Source organism: Desmospora profundinema, from assembly GCF_031454155.1.
GTDB lineage: Bacteria > Bacillota > Bacilli > Thermoactinomycetales > DSM-45169 > Desmospora > Desmospora profundinema.
Genome location: NZ_JAVDQG010000010.1, coordinates 37,743 through 54,150, shown reverse-complemented (window position 1 = coordinate 54,150; position 16,408 = coordinate 37,743). Strand labels below are relative to the sequence as shown.

Below are 16,408 nucleotides of genomic sequence, written 5' to 3'. Positions count from 1 at the left end.
CTACTTTGGTATCAATGTTTCGATATAATGGTGGGGTACTCATTCCGCCTGATGGCGGAGTGTGAGCGCATGTGACCTTACGAATCTTGCTTTTTTGGCAGGATATCACCGTCTCCGTCGCTTTTTGGAACTTGTCGATGTCATGGGCACACGGGAACAACAAGAGAGAAAAGGGTGTGACAACACCAGGGATGCCCCCCGCTCAAGGAGGTGTTCGGATGGCCACCTCTGCGGTTGAGTCCAGGGTTTTTGACCAAACCACCGTGTTTTAGAGAAATTGCTGGCTGGCTTTGGAATTTGTCATTCTGTTGGATATCAGTGCTCAGATGAACATTTGGGGTATCATCTGTGTGACCGATCCGTTGTCCGAGTTTTTCTCCTAGGTGCGGGCAGAATCCGTTTATACCAAAGCCTTGGGAGGGTTGCATATGGCGGTTACTTTTCATCCATTGGGAGATACGGGGGTTCGTGTGGGTTTCGGGGAACGGATCGACCCCAAGACGCACCGGGCGGTGCAACACTTCGCGGAAGCTCTGTCCCGAAAACCGCCCCGAGGGGTAGTGGAGTGGGTTCCCACCTATTGCGCAGTCACCGTTTATTACCGTCCGTTCGAAATCGGTTACAAGGAGCTGTGTCGCTATTTGGAGAAAATGGAGGCACAAACGGAAGATCGTTTCCCTACCGATAAGCGGTTAGTGGTCTTACCGGTGGCGTATGGGGATGTCTACGGGCCGGATGTAGCCGATTTGTGCACGATAAAAGGGATGGGGGAAGAAGAGTTGGTTTCTCTTCATACCCGTTCCCCCTATTTGGTGTACATGATGGGGTTTGTCCCCGGATTTCCCTATTTGGGAGGAATGCCGGAGGAATTGGCCGCTCCCCGTCTGGCTCATCCGCGCCCACGGATTCCCGCAGGTTCCGTGGGAATCGCCGGTTCTCAGACGGGGGTGTATCCATTGGAAACCCCTGGAGGATGGCGGATTATCGGCCGCACACCCGTCGACCTCTATGATCCCAATCGGAAGGAGCCGATTTTGCTGAAAGCAGGTGATTATCTTCAATTTCAGCCCATCGATCCGGATTATTTTGAAGACTGGCGCCAAGAATGGCTGGCGGGTCGACTCACATTGGAACAAAAGCGGTTGGGAGAGGGGAAATGATGCGGTATCATGTGGATTTGAACAGCGATTTGGGGGAGAGCTTCGGCCGCTATGTTTTGGGTCAGGATGAAGCGATCCTGCGCCATGTGACGTCGGCCAATATCGCTTGCGGCTATCATGCCGGCGATCACAATGTGATGCGACGGACGGTGGCCTTGGCTGCCCGGCATGGAGTGGGTGTGGGAGCTCATCCGGGGTTGCCGGATCTCTTGGGTTTCGGTCGCCGCTATATCGCAGTTGAACCGGAGGATGTATACAATATGGTGATATACCAGGTCGGGGCCTTGGCCGCTTTTGCTAAGGCACAAGGAATTCCGGTTCAGCATGTAAAACCTCACGGGGCCTTGTTCCATATGGCCAGCAAAGAGGAAGCGGTGGCCCAGGCCATTGCGGAAGCGGTGCGGGCGGTGGATCCCAATCTGATCTTGTTCGGCCTGGCGAAAAGCGCACTCATCCGAGCGGGAAGAGAAGCAGGGCTGCGCGTGGCGGAAGAAGTGTTCGCCGATCGAACCTATCAGCCGGATGGGACCCTCACTCCCCGGACCCTACCGGATGCTTATGTGACAGATCCCGCCCAAGTGGTGGATCGGGTGATTCGGATGGTGAAAGAAGGAAAGGTAAGGGCGGTGGATGGGACCGATTTGGAGATTCGGGCGGACACCGTCTGCATCCACGGCGACGATCCCCAAGCCCTTCCCTTTGTAACGCGCTTGCGGGAGCGTTTGACGGAGGCGGATATCGGTATTCAGCGGGTGGGTGTCCGATGAAACCGGCCCTGATTGTGCAAAAACCAGGTTTGTTGACGACCGTGCAGGATGAGGGGAGACCCGGTTATCAGGCTTATGGGATGGGAGTCTCCGGTGCGATGGATCCTTTCGCGTTGCAGGTGGGAAATCTGCTGGTAGGAAACCTGCGGGGAGAAGCCGCTTTGGAGATTACGATGTCCGGTCCCGAGTTGGAATGGCGAAGAGATGCCTGGATTGCGCTGACAGGAGCGGATCTTAGTCCAACCCTGGATGGGGTTCCCCTTCCCCTGTGGAAAACCGTAAGCGTAAAGGCCGGGCAGGTGCTCCGTTTCGGAGGACCCCGGCAGGGAGTGCGATCCTATTTGGCGGTTGCCGGAGGGATTGAGGTGAAACGGGTGATGGGAAGCAAGTCCACCTATCTGAAAGGCCGGGTGGGAGGATTTCACGGCCGACCGCTGAAAAAGGGGGATGAAGTGGCCGTCGGTGACCCGCGGCTGTCCGGGGAGCGTTTGGCAGGGCGCGCATTGGCCGGAGGGGAACGTCCCTCCTATCGAAGGGAGTCCCGTTTGCGCACGGTGGAGGGACCGCAGGCAGATGCGTTTACCGCTGAGGGAATCCGGTGCTTTTACAGCCAGTCCTATACCGTTACTCCCCAATCCGATCGGATGGGTTGCCGCCTCCAGGGATCCGCGATCCAACACCGGGGATCGGCGGACATCATCTCCGACGCCATCCCGCCCGGTGCGGTTCAGGTGCCGGCTAACGGCCAGCCCATCATCCTGATGGCGGATCGGCAAACCACAGGCGGCTATACCAAGATCGCCACCGTTCTCTCCGTTGACCTTCCCCTGGTGGCACAGGCGGCTGTCGGCCACCGCTTTACGTTTGAGCAGATGACAGTGGAGGAAGCAGGGCGTCTGGCTGTGGAGCAGGAACGATTTCTTCGTCAATTGGAGGCGCATAATCGGTGAGAAGATGTGATCCATAAACGGAATGTAAACATGGATTCGACTTTCCCCGCATGATCAAAAAGGAACAAAAAGCATGAAACAGGGTTATGGAACGGACAAGATCCGCTTTTTGCTCACTTTAATTCTCCTTCCTTCATCGATATCTGCAGGGGGAAGGTTGACTCTGTTCCCATTGGCACACCGATAAAGAATTCGGCGTTTCGGTCTGATGGTACAAAAAACGCCGCACCGTTATCGGTGCGGCGTTTTTTCCATCACTCTGCGATTTCCGCCCATCGTTCCGTCTTGGCCGACAGGGTCTGCTGCCGCTCAGCCAGCTGTTCCTGGAGGGGGAGGTTTTTCTCCGGATGGCTGTAGATTTCCGGTTTACAGAGCTCTTCCTCGATGTGGGCGATTTCCGTTTCCAACTGTTCGATTTCCCGTTCCAGTTCTTCGGCTTCCCGTTGAAGGCGGCGAGCTTCCCGTTCCCGCTGGCGTTGATCCCGGACCGATTCCCGATGGCTGGGTTCCGATCGGGAAGACGCGGTTTCCGTTTTCGCTTGTTCCCGCTCCCGGACCTGTTCCTGGAATGATTCGTAGTTTCCTTCGTGGAAGTAAATCGTTCCGTCCCGCACTTCCCAGATGCGGTTGGCCAAGCGATTGATCAGGTAACGGTCGTGGGAGACAAACAACAACGTTCCGTCAAATCCTTCCAAGGCTTCTTCCAATCGTTCCTTGCTGTCCATATCCAGGTGGTTGGTCGGTTCATCCATCAACAGGACATTGGACCGGTTTAACAGGCGTTTCACCAGGGAGAGACGCGCTTTTTCCCCGCCGCTCAGATCCTTTACCTGCTTAAAGACGGCATCGCCGCTGAACAGGAACTGGCCCAGGTAGGAGCGTACCTGTGTCTGGTCCAGACGGGGATGGGCGTCCCACACTTCGTCCAAGACCGTCGCTTCCATTCGTAATTCTTCTTGTTCCTGATCATAGTAGTCCAACTCTACCCCCGTGCCCCAGCGGAGGGTCCCGGAAAGGGGAGGCAGCCGGTCGGCCAAGGTTTTTAACAACGTGGACTTCCCGGCTCCGTTGGGACCGACCAAGGCGACCCGGTCCCCCCGCTCCAATCGGAGGTTGACGGGTTGGATCAAGGGCCGGCCAACCCGGTATCCGGCAGTCAGCCCGTCGGTGATCAGGACTTCTTTACCGGTGCGGGTGCGGGTTTCAAAGCGGATGGCCGCACGGCTTCGTTCCGATGGTGGTTGTTCCAGCTTTTCCATCCGTTCCAAGGCTTTGCGGCGGCTCTGCGCTCGTTTGGTGGTGGAAGCCCGAGCCAGATTGCGCTGAACAAAATCCTCCATCCGCTTGATCTCCGCCTGCTGCTGTTCGTATTCTTTGGCCCATTGGGCCAACCGTTCCTCCCGCTGGCGGATATAGTCCGTGTAATTCCCGGGGTAGCGGGTGATCCGGTTTCGATCCACCTCAAAGATCACCGTCACGATCCGGTCCAGGAAGTAGCGGTCGTGGGAGACGACCAATACAGCGTGGGGATAGGACTCTAACGTATGTTCCAGCCAGGAGAGGGCATCCATGTCCAAATAGTTGGTCGGCTCATCCAGTATGATCAGGTCCGGCTGTTCCAACAGCAGCCGTGCCAAGGCCAGCCGGGTCTTCTGTCCCCCGCTGAGGGATCGGACCGGAGTCGCTTTCCAGTCCACCGCTCCCAAGCCGAGTCCGTTTAGTGCCCCTTTTGCCCGGGCTTCATGGTCATAGCCCCCTTCCCGTTCGAAGGCTTCCTGGAGGCGGGCGTATTGGTCCATGATCGATTGGTAGCGATCGGGATCGGCCAGTACCGCCTCGTCTCCCATCTGGGCTTCCATCGTCCGCAAGCGTTCCTCCTGTTCCCGCAACCCGGTGAAAGCCTGCATCACCTCGTCCCATACCGTGCCGGCGGAATCAGCCTCATACTCTTGGGCCAGATAACCGATCCGGGCGCTTTTGGGGATGGCGATTTCGCCTTCGTCGGCGGCGAGGCGGCCGGTTATGATTTTAAGCAGGGTGGATTTGCCGGCTCCATTGGGGCCGATTAGGCCTACCCGCTCTTTTTCCTCCACTTGAAGTTGAACCCCGTCTAAAACGACGGTTCCCCCGAAGGATTTATGAATGTTTCGCACTTGCAGGATACTCAACCGTATTCACCCTTCCATCATCCACCGCTTCCATTGTAGCCGATCAGGCGGACCAGGGAAACGGTGATCACTGCGGGAAATACGGGAAATGGTATAATCGGGAGGTTCCACCCCCTACATCGGATAAAAAGGAGGTGGCAGTCCGGCTCGGACCCGGCCATGACTATGCCATCGACTAAAAAGGAATTGCGCCGCCAATGGCTTAGAAGGCGGGAAGCACTAAGTTCCGAGGCTGTCGCTGCCCGCTCGCTTCAAATCTGCGATCACATTCAGGAACATCCGTTGTATCGCAAAGCGCATCAAGTGCTTTTTACAATGCCTCATCGAAATGAAGTGGATCTTCGTCCCCTGATGAAAGCGGCCTGGCGGGAGGGGAAAGGGGTGATCCTTCCCCGCACGTCTGTCGGAGAACGAACCATGCACCTGTTTCGCGTCATGAAGATGGAGGAACTCATTCCGGGTGCTTATGGAATTATGGAGCCTCCTGACGTGCCAGAGAGGGAGGTGTCGGCAGAGGATGTGGACGTGGCCTTGGTACCGGGTGTCGCTTTTGACCGGTGCGGCTACCGCTTGGGATATGGTGGGGGTTATTTTGATCGTTTTTTCGCGGGCCCAGGAAAGGGGATGGTGACACTGGGTGTCGCCTTCGCTTTTCAGGTCGTGACAACCGTATATCCACAGGCCCATGATATCCCGCTTAACGGGGTGATCACGGAAGAGGGGACGGTGGGGTCTGCCTCGAACTCTCTTTTCTGACTCCTCTTTCGGATCTTTTGGTCATGAAGCTCCTTATTTCGAGCGTGATTCGAACAAAAACAGAATAAAAGCCCCTGCCCTCATCCTAGAGAGGGCAGGGGTGAGCAGTCGTGGCTAATCAGGGATCAAGCGAACAGTTGGAGAAGATCAGCGATGGCGGGAGCCACCTTCCCGATGAATTGCAGGATGCCGATAGCGATATCCAAAAGGGAGCACCTCCTTAAAAATATGTATCCAAATTTCTTGCAGCCCCTATTGTAGCATAATTTACTAAAGTATCGAGAATCTGCTGATGAATTTTCTATATGTATATTAATATTTTATTGTTATCGCCTTTCTCATTGATCGTTTTTAGTTGTTTCCATCCAATCGGTTTCTTCATGCGGAGTTGTCTGATCGGCCATTTGGAGCCTTGTCTGAACACAAAAAAGTCCGGTACCCGTGGCAACCGGACTTCAATAGAACTATCCGTTCAGTTGAGCAGCACGGACCCGGTGCTCCGGGTTCGTGCCTGTTTCATTTACGTAACACCGATCATTTGTCAGAGTTAGACACCCTTGTCACTCTGCAAACACGTGCTTCCAAGAATCCTTGCCCTCCAGCATCCGGCGGGCGATGGACTGGGCTTTCTCCAGGCTGTGATTGGCTGCCCAGCCGCACTGCACTTCGTTGCAGGCGGGCACTTCGTCGGCTTCCAATACATCCTGGAGTGTTTTAGCGAGGACATTTAGGATTTCATCGTAGTCGTCATGATTGATAACGGAGAGATAAAAGCCGGTTTGGCATCCCATGGGGCTCAAATCCACCACCTGATCCAGGTGGTTGCGGATATTCTCCGCCATCAGATGTTCCAGGGAATGCAAACCGGGCATCTCCATATGTTCCCGGTTCGGTTGGCAGAACCGGATATCGTATTTGCGGATCTCGTCCCCGTTCCGCCCTTTTTTGGTTCCCGCCAGGCGTACATAGGGGGCGACCACTTTGGTGTGATCCAATTCAAAGCTTTCCACGTTCATTTTTTTAAGCATGGGTACCCACTCCTTGGTTTTGGCGTTCCTTCAATTGACCGAGCATCGATAAAACGATCTGTTCGGAGCGAACAGCCGCCAGACCCATAAATTGTTCATATGACATCTTGGCTTCTCCTCCGGCGATATCGGAGATGGAGCGGATCACCACAAACGGGGTTTTAAACCGATTGCAGACTTGGGCGATGGACGCCGCCTCCATTTCCACTGCATAGAGGTGTTCAAACTTGGATTTGACAAAGGCGACCCGGTCATCGTCGCTCATAAAGGAGTCTCCTGAGGCGATCAGTCCTTGGTAAACCTTCAGATCAGGCAATGTCCGAGCCGCTGCTTCAGCTATCGCAACCAGCTCCGGATCAGGCAGGTAAAAGGCTGGCATACGGGGAACTTGTCCATACTCGTAATTAAAAATGGTGGCATCCACATCGTGGTGGCGGACTTCCGTTGAGATCACCACGTCGCCCACCCGCAAGTCAGGGTGGAAGCCGCCGGCGCAGCCGGTGTTGATTACATAGTCCGGCTGATAATGTTGGATCAGCATCGTGGTGCCGATTGCAGCATTTACCTTCCCGATGCCCGATTGTAGAACCACTACCTCTATTTCATCCATGACTCCTGAATGAAAAGTGGTGTCGGCGATGCTTTCCGGTATGGCGGGTTCCAAACGTTTTCGCAGGAGGTCGACTTCTTCCGCCATCGCACCGATGATTCCTATCTTCATCTTGTTCTCCTTTACCGATGAGATCATATAGTAGGATACTACAAAGGTGTTGGGAACGCACGAGGCTGGTTCGGCCAAAGTTAAAGATATGTGAAAAGCTACACATACCGGGCTCAGGTTGTTACAATGAGAACAGAAGCGTTTCACGAAACCGACATATACGGAAGTAGAGGGGGATCCGGGAATGAAGAGCAAGTTGAGGGAAGTTCATGTATCGGAAGCGGTAGGACTGGTATTGGCCCACGACTTAACGCAAGTGCTTCCCGGAAAGTACAAGGGCCCCTTGTTCCGGAAAGGGCACGTGGTCCGGGAGGAGGATCGGGAAGCCCTGTTGTCAATCGGCAAGGAGCATCTGTATGTTTTGGAGATCGCGGAAGGGGACTGCCATGAAGATGAGGCTGCTCTCCGTATTGCCGAGGTGGTTTGCGGGTCGGGACTGAACATGACGGAACCCCGAGAAGGCAAAGTAAACCTGGTGGCGGACAGGGATGGTTTGTTGCAGGTGGATGCCGACCGTGTCCTTGCTGTTAATCGGGTGGAACAGGCGGTTCTCTCCACCCTGGAGACGGATATTCCAGTTAGAAAAGGGCAGACGGTGGCCGCTACTCGAGTAATCCCGCTTCTTTATCCGGAAGAGAGTCTGATGAAGGTGGAAGCGGCTGCCCGAGTGGATGGCCAATCGCCTGTCATTCAGATTCTCCCCTTCCGCCGTTGCAAAGTGGGCGTGGTGATTACCGGCAGTGAGGTGTACCACGGTCGTATTGAGGATCGCTTTGGCCCCGTTGTACAGGAAAAAGTGGAACATTACGGTTCCACCATTATGGGCCAGACGCTGGCCAGTGACCAGAAGGAACGCATTATGGGACAAGTGCGGGACTTTGTGGAACAAGGGGCCGATCTCGTGTTGGTTACGGGGGGGATGTCCGTCGACCCCGATGACCGGACACCAGGAGCGATTGCCGCTTTAGGGGCGGATGTTGTCAGTTATGGAACGCCGATGCTGCCCGGATCCATGTTGATGGTGGCTTACTATAACCAGACCCCGGTTCTGGGTTTGCCGGGCTGTGTCATCCATGACGAATATACTTCATTCGATGTGTTTTTACCGCGTATTTTGGCCGGACAGCGGATTACTCGAGAGGATATCGTACGGTTGGGATACGGCGGCCTTCATTCCTGCTGATGGTAGGTCACTTTTGTTGCCGGGTTTACTTGTTGCCGAAACAGAAGACGACTGTAAGACCCGGATTGGATGCGGGAAGGATATCAGTCCTTCCTTAAGATACGGGTTATATGGATGCACGATAAATGAAAAGCGATAAACCGATGGGGGTCGAGGACATGATGTCTGAAGGGAAAATACCCCAGGTGACCGCCAAACGGTTGCCCCTTTATTATCGATATCTGGAGAAATTACACGCAATCGGGAAAAAGCGGGTTTCATCCTCCCAGTTAAGTGATGCCCTGCAGATTGACCCGGCTACGATCCGGAGGGACCTTTCCTATCTGGGTGAATTGGGAAAGAAGGGGTATGGATACAACGTTAATTACTTGCTGCAGTTTTTACGGGATTTCCTGCGCCAGGATGAGGTGACCAATGTGGTCCTGGTCGGGGTGGGTCACTTGGGAACCGCCTTGTTGGGGTATAATTTTTACCGGAGCCATAATACCAAAATCGTGGCCGGTTTTGATTCCGACATCACCAAGGTGGGCAAAGAAGTGGACGGCATCCCGGTTTTTCCTATGGACCGCTTCCAGGAAGTGGTCGACTTACATCAAGTGGAGGTGGCCATCCTGACGGTTCCCGCCGGCGTCGCTCAGAGCACGACGGATATGATTGTCGATGCCGGGATCCGAGGAATTTTAAATTTCACGCCAGCCCGTTTGACGGTTCCACCCCATGTACGGATGCACAATATCGATCTCACCATTGAATTGCAAGCCTTGATTTACTTCTTGAAAAACTTTCCCACGGATGAGGATGTTCCGGTTCTGGAGATGGGGGAGAGGGACGACCAAAAGTAATCCAGAAAAACGCTGTTGTGCAATGAAACGAAGACCGAAACGGGGCTCGCCTATGGACTGTCTGTTCACTCAATTTTCTGCAAGAACGAGAGAGGGTCAGTGTGGCTTTTGGTTCGCCTTTGCACTCACAGAGCACCAATCTCGCCTAGGTCACTTCGCTCCCGGTCTCGCTATGCACTCACAGAGCACCAGTCTCGCCAGGGTTACTTTTATTCCCTGGTCTCGCTATGCGCTTTTTACAGCGAAACGAAGACAGCCAAACCGATCCGGGGTTTCGCCCTATGGATTGACTAAACACGTTCTCATGCCTGGGTCGGAGAAGGAAGGATGGCTATGACGGATCAAGATAAGCGTTGGACGGAACATCTGTCTGAAATGCGAACGCGAATCCTGTGGGTATTCGCGTTTTTCGTCGTGTTTTTGATCGTCGGGTTTGTAAGTGCCAAACCGATCATCGATTGGATGAAAGCGGACATTTTGAGCGGCACCATGGGACGCAATCTGGAACTTCACATTTTTTCCCCGGGAGAAACCATCAGCATCTTTATGCAGTTTGCGTTTGTGGTAAGTTTGGTACTGACTTCTCCTGTCGCTCTGTATCAAGCGTGGCGGTTTGTTCGGCCGGGGCTTACCGATCAGGAGAGGCGGGTGACGCTGGGTTACATTCCGGTCTCCGTCTTGTTGCTCGTAGCGGGGTTGCTGTTCGGTTATTTTCTGATATTCCCTTTTATCATCGGTTTTCTGACGACCTTGACCGCTTCCCTAGGGGCGACGGAGACGTATGGAATGTACGAGTTTTTCCGATTTCTCTTCCGGATCGTCATCCCGATCGGTTTGTTGTTTGAACTTCCTGTGATTATTCTCTTTTTGACACGGCTGAGGATCCTCAACCCGGAGATCTTGAAAAAAGGGCGGAAGTTTGCCTATTTGGCGATGGTGGTGCTGGCTGCCATGATTACGCCGCCCGATTTTATTTCCAACATCCTGGTGGCGATTCCGTTGATCGCTCTTTATGAGGTGAGCATCCTTTTTTCCATGCGCATTTACCGTAAGATGAAAGCGGAAGAGGAAGCGGTTGAACAGTCGTGGCGAGAACGGGGGGCGGTGATCCGCCCGGATGACGATTGGGGTGAGGAGCCTCGGGATTAAGGAAATGACCGGTGTTTCCTGCCAGCACAGGGTTATTTGCTTGCAGGAAACAATCCGGTGATTTTTTTCAGAGGAAGGGCTTGCAAAATGGAACCGGTCCATATATCATTGTTTATGGTGTTAGCACTCGAATCAGTTGAGTGCTAACAAGCCGAAAATATCCACCTCGTGAAGGAGGGTGTTTTGTCGTGATCAAACCGTTGGGAGATCGTGTCGTTCTCGAAGCAGTCGAGAAAGAAGAGACAACCGCCAGTGGGATTGTCTTGCCGGAGACGGCGAAGGAAAAGCCCCAAGAGGGTCGCGTGATTGCAGTTGGTACCGGCCGCTATGAAAACGGCCAGAAAGTGGCGCTGGAAGTGAATGAAGGTGACCGCGTGATTTTCTCCAAATATGCGGGCACGGAAGTAAAAGTAGGCGACAAGGAATACCTCATCCTGCGGGAGAGCGACATTCTGGCCGTCGTCGACTGATTCTGGCCAACCCTTACCAATAGAAAATCCCCTACATAGGAGGGAGATGCAACAATGGCGAAGGAAATCAAGTTCAGTGAAGATGCACGCCGCTCGATGTTGCGCGGTGTGGATGCTTTGGCCAATGCTGTGAAAGTGACCCTCGGTCCCAAAGGCCGCAATGTGGTGTTGGAGAAAAAGTTCGGTTCTCCGCTTATCACCAATGATGGGGTGACCATTGCCAAAGACATCGAACTGGAAGATAAGTTCGAAAACATGGGTGCTCAATTGGTGAAAGAAGTGGCGACCAAAACCAACGATGTGGCTGGCGACGGAACCACCACCGCAACGGTTTTGGCTCAGGCCATGATCCGTGAAGGGTTGAAAAACGTGGCAGCCGGTGCCAACCCGATGGTAATTCGCCGCGGGATTGAAAAAGCCGTCAACGCTGCTGTGGAAGAGATCAAAAACATCGCCAAGCCGGTTGAAACCCGCGAATCCATCGCACAAGTGGCTTCCATCTCCGCTAACGAAGCAGAAGTGGGCGAACTGATCGCCGAAGCCATGGAAAAAGTGGGCAATGACGGTGTGATTACGGTGGAAGAATCCAAAGGGTTCGCAACCGAGCTGGAAGTGGTCGAAGGGATGCAATTTGACCGCGGCTACATCTCTCCTTACATGATCACCGATTCCGATAAAATGGAAGCGGTGTTGGATGATCCGTATATCCTGATCACCGACAAGAAAATCACCAATGTACAAGAGATCCTGCCGATGCTGGAGAAAGTGGTACAACAAGGCAAACCTCTCCTGATCATCGCCGAAGATCTGGAAGGGGAAGCGCTGGCCACCCTCGTAGTGAACAAACTGCGTGGAACCTTCAACGCTGTCGCTGTGAAGGCTCCCGGATTCGGTGACCGCCGTAAAGCCATGCTGCAGGATATCGCCATCCTGACCGGCGGCCAAGTGATCACCGAAGATCTGGGTATGGATCTGAAAACCGCCGACTTCAGCGCTCTGGGTCGCGCCCGCCAAGTGCGTGTAACCAAAGAAGAGACGATTGTGGTGGACGGTGCCGGTGACCGCAGCGAGATCAACAGCCGCGTCAACCAAATCCGTCAACAGCTGGAAGAAACCACGTCCGAATTCGACAAAGAAAAACTGCAAGAGCGTCTGGCCAAGTTGGCTGGCGGTGTCGCCGTTATCAAAGTGGGTGCCGCTACCGAAACCGAATTGAAAGAGCGTAAGCTGCGCATCGAAGACGCCCTCAACTCCACCCGTGCCGGTGTGGAAGAAGGGATGGTCTCCGGCGGTGGGACCGCTCTGGTCAATGTGTTGCACGCAGTGGAGAATGTGGATGCAACCGGTGACGAGCTGACCGGTGTCAACATCATCCGCCGCGCACTGGAAGAGCCGCTGCGTCAGATCGCATTTAACGCCGGCCTCGAAGGTTCCGTCGTCGTGGAACGGGCCAAGAAGGAAGAAGTGGGTATCGGCTTCAATGCTGCTACCGGTGAGTGGGTCGATATGATTAAAGCGGGTATCGTGGATCCGGCCAAAGTGACCCGCTCCGCTCTGCAAAACGCGGCTTCCGTGGCCGCGATGGTCCTGACCACCGAAGCCGTAGTGGCTGATCAGCCGGAAGAGGAAGCCCCTGCTCCCGGCGGTGGCATGGGAGACATGGGCGGAATGGGCGGCATGGGCGGCATGATGTAAAGACTGCCCCTCACCCTTGATACAACAGCGATGTTTATTTAAATAACCCTAAAGGGCAACAAAAGGGTAACATCGGGTAACGAAAAATTAGAGGTTTTCCATGAGCTGTGCAAACTTATGGGAAGCCTCTTTTTTCATTGACTTTGTGATGGGAAGGATACGTATTTCGTCGTCCTTATGTCTAGGTCGTTCCATAATCTCCGGTTTACTCCAGCTTTCTGCTAATAAGGACGTATGCGTGTCTCTCCAGAAACGGTGCGACATCGCCAATCAAGCAAAGACGGCTTGTTCGTTTCTATCCATGTTAAGGCAGGGGGCGGCACTGGCTTTGAGTGGTTTGTGGTTTCTAACGCTCACCCGTAAAGTGCCGGCTTGTTGCAACGGAACATCCATCAGGCGATGTCACCGGTATTGAAAAAATACGGTCTGCGGGATCGGGGCCGGAAGGTGGACACTCAGGCAGCGCGAGGCCGGATTCACGTTGTCCGAGCAACGAAGATGAAGGCATGTCTGACCGAGAACCTTTTCATCGACACTAAGAAGGACGCGGACCTCCTGAAGAAGTCTTCTTTCCTCCAGGAGGTGGCGGTGGCACATGCTGATGCTATCGCTCGGACGGAAGGGTTGAAGAAGAAGACGGTACCGGCTCCGACACCGTCCCCCAGTCCTTCTACGGGTAAGGCTAAATATCGAGTGGTGGCTGGATCGTATGAGCATCGAGGGAATGCAGAGGATCAGGTAAAACGACTGAAGGGAAAAGGGTTTGAAGCGTTCATTTTGCCAATCGAATAGGAACAACGAAGCCGGGGATGGATTCCCCGGCTTTTTTTGGTATAATGGTCATTATAGAGGCAAGACAACCGGGCAAGGGACTTTTCCCTGCTCGGTTTTTTTATGTTCTTATGGGTTCACTTAATGGAGACAGCTCATCTGTCAAAATTGTGTGGTGATTTTGGGGAGTTGAGAACGCAAGGAAAGAAGTGAAAACAAGAATAACAGCTAGTGAAATCTTAATCTTGTTCCTCAAAAATGTCACCCTCCTTGTTGATTAGTTCGACTTTTACTTCATACATATTCCGGATACACTTTTGAAATTCCTGCTCATTCAATTGGTGCCAGCATTGCGCGAGTTTAAGCAATAGCTTGTACTCTCTGTACTTTAAATGGTGCTTTTGTGATAGCTCAAGGGAGCGTTGATAATATGTGATCGCATCTTGGTCTTCTTTTCTATTTTTCAGCAAATCACCCATAAGCATCAATGCATAGGTTAGGCGTGGAACATCGTTGTACTTATCGGAGATATTGATTGCTTGATTGATAGTTTCTTTCGCCTCTGCAAGTTTATTTTGTTGCATATAGAGAGTGCCTAGTTTGGTATAAGTGGTGGAAGCCACCTTTGGATCCGGTAACAATTCATTTACATTTAGTGCGGTATCAAAGCACGATTCCGCTTTTTCTTTCTCATCAAGGCTCGTATAAATACAGCCCAATTGAGTCCAGAACTCGAAAATGAACTTATATTGATTGTTGCGAACGGCCAACGGTAACCCTTTATGAATATATTCCACAGCATCCTCAAAGGCTCCCGTTCGGCGCATGAACTCATTACGCAGCCAATAAAAGGTGAGGAGGGTTTCCACTTCATCAATCTCATAAAGAGAATCCCATATTGCTTCTATCACGCGCATGCCTTCATTGATTCGGCCCAGCTTCTCCAGATAAATGGCTTTGTTTACGTGGATAATAAAACGAATGTACTGCCGATCCCCGTCTTTCTGAAAAGCCCCCCACGCACTATTGACGAATTGGAGCGCCCCATCCAAATCATTTTGTACATAAGCGATAATTGCTAGTTCGCAAAAACTGGCGGCTTCAACGTTGGTGCTATTGTTGTAGGGATTTTGATTGGCTAGTTTGATGGCGTTATATAATGACCGTTCCGCCTGTTTCGTTTTACCTTTATCAATGAGACATTTCCCCTTCAAATACGCAGCAGTAGCGGCGAAGGGGTGGGCATCATCCAAGTCTAAATCTTCGATCTTATTTACTGCTTTCTCGTAGCGTTTGAGTTTCCAAAGAGATTCGACGGTTTCGAGTTCTAACTGAATCCGTCTCATTTCTTTTTCCTCTTGGGTTAAGAGATACGGGATTTGACTGGTTTCGATGTTAAGCTTGTCCAATAGATACAGGGCTTTTTCCATGCTGACATGGGGCACGCTACGTTCAATATTACTGATGGTGGCGACGGAGATGTTGTCGTCCGCCAAATCTTCCAATCGGAGTCCGCGCCGCTTTCGAATCTTCCTTATAATTTCGCCGATTTCTTGAAGTTCGACAGTTCTCATAACATACCACCTTCCCCTTGAGTGCAGAGATATCTTTATTCTATCCCCTTTTTACGAAAAATGGAATAGGGCACATCAATAAAATCGAGAAAAGTTTACAAAATATACTTCCATACAAAATGGAAATACAGGTTTTAAAACATTGATCGAAATCGGGGCAAAAAGGCCCATTTTTTGTTGTCAAAAAGCGTCGTATAATGTAGAATTTTTAAAACATCGAAAGTATTCCCAATAGGTATAATCCATGGTAGAATTGCCATGCAAGAAAAACCAATTTTAAGGAGTGTTATGGTTTGAAAAGATTTTGGGTTGTATTTTTGTCTTTTGCTCTTTTGATGGTTATGATTTCTCCCGGCTCTACATACGCTGATACACAGAAAGAGCTGTGGACTGCGGAGAAATACCTTCAATGGCTGGATGAAAAAGCAAAAGATGATCCAGACGCAGAGGATGTAGCTAAAGAATTTACCAACCTGCCGAAAACAGACCAAGCAAAAATCCTCGATCAAATTAACAACCCTGACCCGGAGAAGTACGCCGCAATGTTCAAAGAGATGGAAGAGTCCATTGAGATGGATGAAGCAGAACTCCTAAAGGCTAAGACATGTAAGAAGAAAAGAAAACCATGTCGTACTAGTTACACAAAGAAATTCAAATGGATGGGAGTTGCTGGCACTATGGCCCAGTTTCAAGTCTGGGTCAAGTACAATCATGATGGTAAAAAGGTTACAAGAATACATTCAAAAGGGGCGTGGGAAAAAATTTACAACCCTGCGATGTCAGCATCACACGGTGCAGTTACGGCATGGAAAGAAGGGAAATGGGTTGGTGCTGAGGTATATTGGAAGTTGAAGATAAAATTGCATTGGGAAGGGATCACTGTCATGAATGTGGAACAAAGAGTTGAAAAGAGAATCGGAAAATCTAGATGGGGATACTGGATTGTACGTTAAGGAGGTATTGCAATGTCTAAATGGGTAAAGGTTTTGATTGGTGTCGTAGCTGTTGTAGTACTAGTCATGGCCTTCTTTTACATCGCCGCTGTATTCGGCATTGTGACAGATTCAACGGAAATCATTAAAGGTACATAGAGAAATAAAGACCAAGACCGACCGGACGGGGATAAAACCCCGTCCGGTTTTTCAATGGAATAGCTTTGTACAACATGTATACT

Annotated in this window: 16 protein-coding genes; 12 read left to right on the top strand and 4 right to left on the bottom strand. The window is 51.9% G+C overall.

Going from position 1 to position 16,408, the window contains the following annotated elements; all coding sequences use genetic code 11:
• Positions 1 to 428 precede the first annotated feature (428 nt).
• Genes pxpB through JOE21_RS17040 form a run of 3 tightly spaced genes read left to right on the top strand, consistent with a single transcriptional unit; the run spans position 429 to position 2,877 of the window.
• A complete protein-coding gene (pxpB, locus tag JOE21_RS17050; RefSeq protein ID WP_309868600.1) occupies positions 429 to 1,160 on the top strand; it encodes a 5-oxoprolinase subunit PxpB in 732 nt (243 codons plus the stop codon).
• Positions 1,157 to 1,927 (top strand): LamB/YcsF family protein, encoded by a 771-nt coding sequence (locus JOE21_RS17045; protein ID WP_374709407.1) that lies wholly within the window; start codon positions 1,157 to 1,159, stop codon positions 1,925 to 1,927. The genes pxpB and JOE21_RS17045 overlap by 4 nt, the downstream gene beginning before the upstream one ends.
• Entirely contained in the window at positions 1,924 to 2,877 is a 954-nt protein-coding gene (locus JOE21_RS17040) for a 5-oxoprolinase subunit C family protein (protein ID WP_309868598.1), read from the top strand. The genes JOE21_RS17045 and JOE21_RS17040 overlap by 4 nt, the downstream gene beginning before the upstream one ends.
• A gap of 254 nt (positions 2,878 to 3,131) precedes the next feature.
• On the opposite strand, the gene JOE21_RS17035 is transcribed toward JOE21_RS17040, so the two are convergent.
• The gene (locus tag JOE21_RS17035; RefSeq protein ID WP_309868596.1) at positions 3,132 to 5,045 is read right to left on the bottom strand and encodes an ABC-F family ATP-binding cassette domain-containing protein; all 1,914 of its coding nucleotides are present in this window, start codon (positions 5,043 to 5,045) and stop codon (positions 3,132 to 3,134) included.
• Between the two features lie 159 nt (positions 5,046 to 5,204).
• Here JOE21_RS17035 and JOE21_RS17030 point away from each other — a divergent pair, with 159 nt between their 5' ends.
• Positions 5,205 to 5,801, top strand: coding sequence for a 5-formyltetrahydrofolate cyclo-ligase (locus JOE21_RS17030; RefSeq protein WP_309868595.1), 597 nt, complete (start codon positions 5,205 to 5,207; stop codon positions 5,799 to 5,801).
• Positions 5,802 to 6,361: 560 nt separating this feature from the next.
• On the opposite strand, the gene JOE21_RS17025 is transcribed toward JOE21_RS17030, so the two are convergent.
• Positions 6,362 to 6,829 (bottom strand): S-ribosylhomocysteine lyase, encoded by a 468-nt coding sequence (locus JOE21_RS17025; RefSeq protein ID WP_309868594.1) that lies wholly within the window; start codon positions 6,827 to 6,829, stop codon positions 6,362 to 6,364.
• A complete protein-coding gene (gene mtnN / locus JOE21_RS17020) occupies positions 6,822 to 7,550 on the bottom strand; it encodes a 5'-methylthioadenosine/S-adenosylhomocysteine nucleosidase (RefSeq protein ID WP_309868592.1) in 729 nt (242 codons plus the stop codon). The genes JOE21_RS17025 and mtnN overlap by 8 nt, the downstream gene beginning before the upstream one ends.
• 184 nt (positions 7,551 to 7,734) lie before the next feature.
• Here mtnN and JOE21_RS17015 point away from each other — a divergent pair, with 184 nt between their 5' ends.
• From JOE21_RS17015 to JOE21_RS16990, 6 genes are all read left to right on the top strand, one after another.
• Positions 7,735 to 8,733: a molybdopterin-binding protein gene (locus tag JOE21_RS17015; RefSeq protein WP_309868590.1), complete on the top strand. Its 999-nt coding sequence runs from the start codon at positions 7,735 to 7,737 to the stop codon at positions 8,731 to 8,733.
• Between the two features lie 158 nt (positions 8,734 to 8,891).
• Entirely contained in the window at positions 8,892 to 9,575 is a 684-nt protein-coding gene (locus tag JOE21_RS17010; RefSeq protein WP_374709411.1) for a redox-sensing transcriptional repressor Rex, read from the top strand.
• Positions 9,576 to 9,908: 333 nt separating this feature from the next.
• On the top strand, positions 9,909 to 10,724 hold the full coding sequence (gene tatC, locus JOE21_RS17005) for a twin-arginine translocase subunit TatC (RefSeq protein WP_309868588.1): 816 nt from the start codon (positions 9,909 to 9,911) through the stop codon (positions 10,722 to 10,724).
• A 188-nt stretch (positions 10,725 to 10,912) separates the two neighbouring features.
• Positions 10,913 to 11,194, top strand: coding sequence for a co-chaperone GroES (gene groES / locus JOE21_RS17000; RefSeq protein ID WP_309868586.1), 282 nt, complete (start codon positions 10,913 to 10,915; stop codon positions 11,192 to 11,194).
• A gap of 54 nt (positions 11,195 to 11,248) precedes the next feature.
• The gene (gene groL / locus JOE21_RS16995; protein ID WP_309868584.1) at positions 11,249 to 12,889 is read left to right on the top strand and encodes a chaperonin GroEL; all 1,641 of its coding nucleotides are present in this window, start codon (positions 11,249 to 11,251) and stop codon (positions 12,887 to 12,889) included.
• Between the two features lie 372 nt (positions 12,890 to 13,261).
• Positions 13,262 to 13,681 (top strand): N-acetylmuramoyl-L-alanine amidase, encoded by a 420-nt coding sequence (locus tag JOE21_RS16990; protein WP_309868582.1) that lies wholly within the window; start codon positions 13,262 to 13,264, stop codon positions 13,679 to 13,681.
• 218 nt (positions 13,682 to 13,899) lie between these two features.
• Here JOE21_RS16990 and JOE21_RS16985 read toward each other — a convergent pair whose 3' ends face one another.
• Positions 13,900 to 15,234, bottom strand: a complete 1,335-nt coding sequence (locus JOE21_RS16985) for a tetratricopeptide repeat protein (protein ID WP_309868580.1) — start codon at positions 15,232 to 15,234, stop codon at positions 13,900 to 13,902.
• Positions 15,235 to 15,527: 293 nt separating this feature from the next.
• Between JOE21_RS16985 and JOE21_RS16980 the strand changes: the two genes are divergently transcribed.
• Together JOE21_RS16980 and JOE21_RS16975 are read left to right on the top strand one after the other, a co-directional pair.
• Positions 15,528 to 16,187, top strand: coding sequence for a hypothetical protein (locus tag JOE21_RS16980; RefSeq protein ID WP_309868578.1), 660 nt, complete (start codon positions 15,528 to 15,530; stop codon positions 16,185 to 16,187).
• A gap of 12 nt (positions 16,188 to 16,199) precedes the next feature.
• The gene (locus JOE21_RS16975; RefSeq protein WP_309868576.1) at positions 16,200 to 16,325 is read left to right on the top strand and encodes a hypothetical protein; all 126 of its coding nucleotides are present in this window, start codon (positions 16,200 to 16,202) and stop codon (positions 16,323 to 16,325) included.
• Positions 16,326 to 16,408 lie beyond the last annotated feature (83 nt).

Excerpts from the sequence above, each read along its gene's own strand:
- JOE21_RS17015 (WP_309868590.1), top strand. The coding sequence starts at position 7,735 with ATGAAGAGCAAGTTGAGGGAAGTTCATGTATCGGAAGCGGTAGGACTG.
- mtnN (WP_309868592.1), bottom strand. The coding sequence starts at position 7,550 with ATGAAGATAGGAATCATCGGTGCGATGGCGGAAGAAGTCGACCTCCTG.
- JOE21_RS17040 (WP_309868598.1), top strand. The coding sequence starts at position 1,924 with ATGAAACCGGCCCTGATTGTGCAAAAACCAGGTTTGTTGACGACCGTG.
- groL (WP_309868584.1), top strand. The coding sequence starts at position 11,249 with ATGGCGAAGGAAATCAAGTTCAGTGAAGATGCACGCCGCTCGATGTTG.
- JOE21_RS16975 (WP_309868576.1), top strand. The coding sequence starts at position 16,200 with ATGTCTAAATGGGTAAAGGTTTTGATTGGTGTCGTAGCTGTTGTAGTA.
- tatC (WP_309868588.1), top strand. The coding sequence starts at position 9,909 with ATGACGGATCAAGATAAGCGTTGGACGGAACATCTGTCTGAAATGCGA.
- pxpB (WP_309868600.1), top strand. The coding sequence starts at position 429 with ATGGCGGTTACTTTTCATCCATTGGGAGATACGGGGGTTCGTGTGGGT.
- JOE21_RS17025 (WP_309868594.1), bottom strand. The coding sequence starts at position 6,829 with ATGCTTAAAAAAATGAACGTGGAAAGCTTTGAATTGGATCACACCAAA.
- JOE21_RS17045 (WP_374709407.1), top strand. The coding sequence starts at position 1,157 with ATGATGCGGTATCATGTGGATTTGAACAGCGATTTGGGGGAGAGCTTC.
- JOE21_RS17010 (WP_374709411.1), top strand. The coding sequence starts at position 8,892 with ATGATGTCTGAAGGGAAAATACCCCAGGTGACCGCCAAACGGTTGCCC.
- JOE21_RS16985 (WP_309868580.1), bottom strand. The coding sequence starts at position 15,234 with ATGAGAACTGTCGAACTTCAAGAAATCGGCGAAATTATAAGGAAGATT.
- JOE21_RS17030 (WP_309868595.1), top strand. The coding sequence starts at position 5,205 with ATGACTATGCCATCGACTAAAAAGGAATTGCGCCGCCAATGGCTTAGA.